The organism is Nitrospiria bacterium (genome assembly GCA_036397255.1).
Classification (GTDB): Bacteria; Nitrospirota; Nitrospiria; order DASWJH01; family DASWJH01; genus DASWJH01.
Window position 1 is genome coordinate 1 of record DASWJH010000023.1, and the last position, 3,342, is coordinate 3,342.

Here is a 3,342-nt window from a genome sequence, read left to right on the forward strand (position 1 = left end):
AATCGCCCATGAAAACGGGGAAAAGTCAACGAATGTTGATGAAGCGTACTCGAAGATGCGAAAACAGGCGGACATCTGCGCACCATGGCGGTTCCCTCTGTCCAAGTTCAATCTAAATGCGCATTAAAATACAGACTCTAACTAATCTTTTTATTATTTGGTTTTCTTTGTTTGGATGTATTGATCCAAAAATTTTCAAAGAAGAATGCTGCTTCCCTCTTTGAAAGAAAGGCCTGAGGGGGAGATTTTATAAATGAAAATCCCCCTTTATTCCCCCTTTTTCAAAGGGGGAGGGTGCTCCCTTGATTATGGTAGGGAAAGAACGTTTACCCTTTTCTGTGGGTCTATATTTTTTAAATTTCAGGTTGTTGTCTTCACACCTTCTTCTCTGAGAAAAACCTGGTTTTATTTCGGGCTGGCTTCCGGGTATCTGTTCCTTGCTTTAGTCTATCTTTGGGTTCAATTAACGGGGTAATCCATCCATCATTCATCCAGGTTTGGGGATAGATTTTGGAGTTATGGTTTCAAGAATTTTTCCTTTACAACCTCTTTCACATTCTATTATAGTTACAGGCTATTGAAAAATTTTCTATTTCGTCTTTTTTTTTGTGTGTTTTAGGTCCCCCTCATGTTTAAATCCCCCCTAAGCGTCCTCTTTATCACAGTCTTTGTGGATCTTTTGGGATTTGGCATCGTCCTTCCCTTGGCTCCTTTTTATGCTGAATTTTACGGAGCTACAGGTTTTCACGTTGGACTGCTGATGATGGTCTATTCCCTGATGCAGTTTCTTTTTGCGCCCTTTTGGGGCATGCTCTCAGACCGGGTGGGCAGAAGACCCATTATTCTTTTAAGCCTTGCGGGGTCCAGTGTTTCTTATCTTATTTTCGGTTTAGCCCCTTCTTTATTTGTATTATTTCTCTCCCGAATTTTCGCAGGGATTTTTGGTGCCAGCATTTCAACAGCCCAAGCGTACATTGCCGATACAACCAAACCCGAAGACCGGGCGAAAGGGATGGGTTTAATTGGTGCGGCCTTCGGTCTTGGATTCATTTTAGGCCCGGCTGTAGGGGGGTTCTTTAGTCAATTTGGTTATGGGGTTCCCGCCTTTATTGCATCTGCCATTTGTTTTACAAATTTGCTTATTGCTTTTATCCGGCTTCCGGAGTCCTTAACCCCTGAGCGGAGGGGGATCGTTCCCCGGGGCCAACGGTATCACCCAAAGCAATTTGCAAAGGTATTTCAAAATTCAAATTTGGGTTTGGTCATTCTGTTGATGTTTTTTGCAACTTTCTCTTTTGCGAATTTTGAAGCTACTTTTGCACTTTTTACCGAACGGCGTTTTGAATTTACCTCTTCGGAGGTGGGATATCTTTTTGCCTATGTGGGGCTTTTGGTTGCCATCGTTCAAGGGGGGTTGGTGGGAAGGTTGGCTAAAATGTTTGGTGAAAGAGTTTTGGTTCGGGTTGGAATGTTCCTGATGGTGGCAGGTTTGGGACTTATTCCCTATGCACAGAATTTATGGATTCTTGCCATTGTGCTGGCGTTTTTGGCCGTTGGGCTGGGAATGAATACCCCTTCATTAAACAGCCTTATTACCCTTTACAGTGATCCCACCCGTCATGGCGGGATTCTTGGGGTTTCGCAATCGATTTCAAGTCTGGCCAGAATTTTGGGGCCCGCATGGGGAGGTTTCAGCTTTGACCGGGTTGGAATTTCTTCCCCCTATTTTACCGGGGGATTGGTCATGCTCCTTGCATTTTTATTAAGCATGCTTTACCTCCGAAAGGAATCATTGGTGGAAGGAATAGTAGAAGATCCTGCCTCTCCTTCAGGATAGGGAGGTTTTAATTTTGATTTGTATATTTTTACAAGTGGTTTGTTACCGACAAAGTTTGGCAAAATTTATTGTTTAAAATTTGGGAAAGTTTTTTTAAGAATTTAGAAAATAGCATTATCCCACCTGCCCTAGAGACCCTCCCCCTTTCTCGATCAACAAATCCAATGGGAGTAAGTTTTGGGGTAATAAAAATTTATATTTTGCTGGTATTCCAATAAAATGGGTTGATAGGGGGAAATCCCATTTGGGGCTAAAATCCTTTTCAGGGACCGTAAAGGGATTAAGCGTAATTGCCCTATTTGGGATTCTATGGTATTCATAAATGGATGATAAAGCGAAGATATCCAAGAATGACATTTTTGGCTTTTGCCACGGTTTTCTCTCCAAAGACAGGGGTTTCTTTTGAGGGATCAATCAGAAATTTGGGTTTGCAAGGCCTGGGAATGTTTTCTAAAGGATATTTAGAGGTTAATTCCCAAGTTGAGATTCTGGTTACTTTTAGAAATGGGTCAGGTGCCACTAGGGAAGAGCGTATTTATGGGAAGGTTGTAGGTATCAATGTAGGAGTTGACGGCAATACCTTTGGAATAGAGTTTAACGAAAAAATCAAACAGGAAAAAAATCCTGCTTTATACCAATACCTTCATCAAACGCCAACAAAAACTTCTTAATCCATGAAATAGTGTTGAGTTTTCCAACCACCACACTTTGTGGCCCCCGCCCATCAACTTTTCTTTAAAAACCATTTCGTGATTTTCCCAAAAAGATTTGATAATCTACCCTCCTGAAAAAGGGAGGTACCCTCATGAAATTGAAACAGTATTACGAACAGATTAAAGATTGCCAGCTATGCGACCTCTCCAAAACCCGGACTCATCTGGTTTTTGGGGAAGGGAATCCAAACGCACGTATCGTTTTTGTGGGGGAGGCTCCCGGCAAAAACGAGGACCTGCAGGGAAAACCCTTTGTAGGAGCCGCAGGAAAAATTTTGACCCAGTTATTAGAGTCGATTGGTTTAAAAAGAGATGATATTTATATTGCCAATGTGCTGAAATGCAGACCTCCTGAAAACCGAAACCCAAAACCAGAAGAAATTGAAACCTGTATTCCTCACCTTTGGAAGCAATTGGAACTGATCCAACCCAAGGTGGTCTGTACGCTGGGAAACTTTGCCACCCAAACCCTTTTGGGTAAAAAAATTGGAATCAGTAAGGTCCGGGGGAAATATTTTCAGGTGAAGGATTCTTTTGTGTTTCCCATGTATCATCCGGCGGCCACTCTTCACCAAGGTGGGTTAAGAGAAGTTCTTAAAGAGGATTTTAAGACTTTAAGAGATTTCATAAACCAAAGTTTGGAGCCAAATCCTGATAGTGTAAAGTATTATGTGTGAAATTGAGGGTTGAAAAAATGGCGTTTTCCAACCAAGATAAAGTGTGCAACCCTAACCCAGGAGGAAAACGCCATGATGGAACTCAAAGTCAATGTACCACAAATCCGAGAGTTTT

The 3,342-nt window shown here is 42.0% G+C and carries 3 protein-coding genes; all 3 read left to right on the plus strand.

Translation table 11 applies throughout. From position 1 onward, the window contains the following. The first annotated feature begins 628 nt into the window (after nucleotides 1–628). The 3 genes from VGB26_03365 to VGB26_03375 all read left to right on the plus strand — a co-directional run bounded on the left by VGB26_03365 (nucleotide 629) and on the right by VGB26_03375 (nucleotide 3,227). Nucleotides 629–1,837 (plus strand): MFS transporter, encoded by a 1,209-nt coding sequence (locus VGB26_03365; GenBank protein HEX9756823.1) that lies wholly within the window; start codon nucleotides 629–631, stop codon nucleotides 1,835–1,837. Between the two features lie 326 nt (nucleotides 1,838–2,163). Continuing rightward, nucleotides 2,164–2,508, plus strand: coding sequence for a PilZ domain-containing protein (locus tag VGB26_03370; GenBank protein ID HEX9756824.1), 345 nt, complete (start codon nucleotides 2,164–2,166; stop codon nucleotides 2,506–2,508). Nucleotides 2,509–2,642: 134 nt separating this feature from the next. Then, complete coding sequence (locus VGB26_03375) at nucleotides 2,643–3,227, plus strand: uracil-DNA glycosylase (GenBank protein HEX9756825.1); 585 nt, start codon at nucleotides 2,643–2,645, stop codon at nucleotides 3,225–3,227. The last annotated feature ends 115 nt before the right edge of the window (nucleotides 3,228–3,342 follow it).

Excerpts from the sequence above, each read along its gene's own strand:
- VGB26_03375 (HEX9756825.1), top strand. The coding sequence starts at position 2,643 with ATGAAATTGAAACAGTATTACGAACAGATTAAAGATTGCCAGCTATGC.
- VGB26_03365 (HEX9756823.1), top strand. The coding sequence starts at position 629 with ATGTTTAAATCCCCCCTAAGCGTCCTCTTTATCACAGTCTTTGTGGAT.
- VGB26_03370 (HEX9756824.1), top strand. The coding sequence starts at position 2,164 with ATGATAAAGCGAAGATATCCAAGAATGACATTTTTGGCTTTTGCCACG.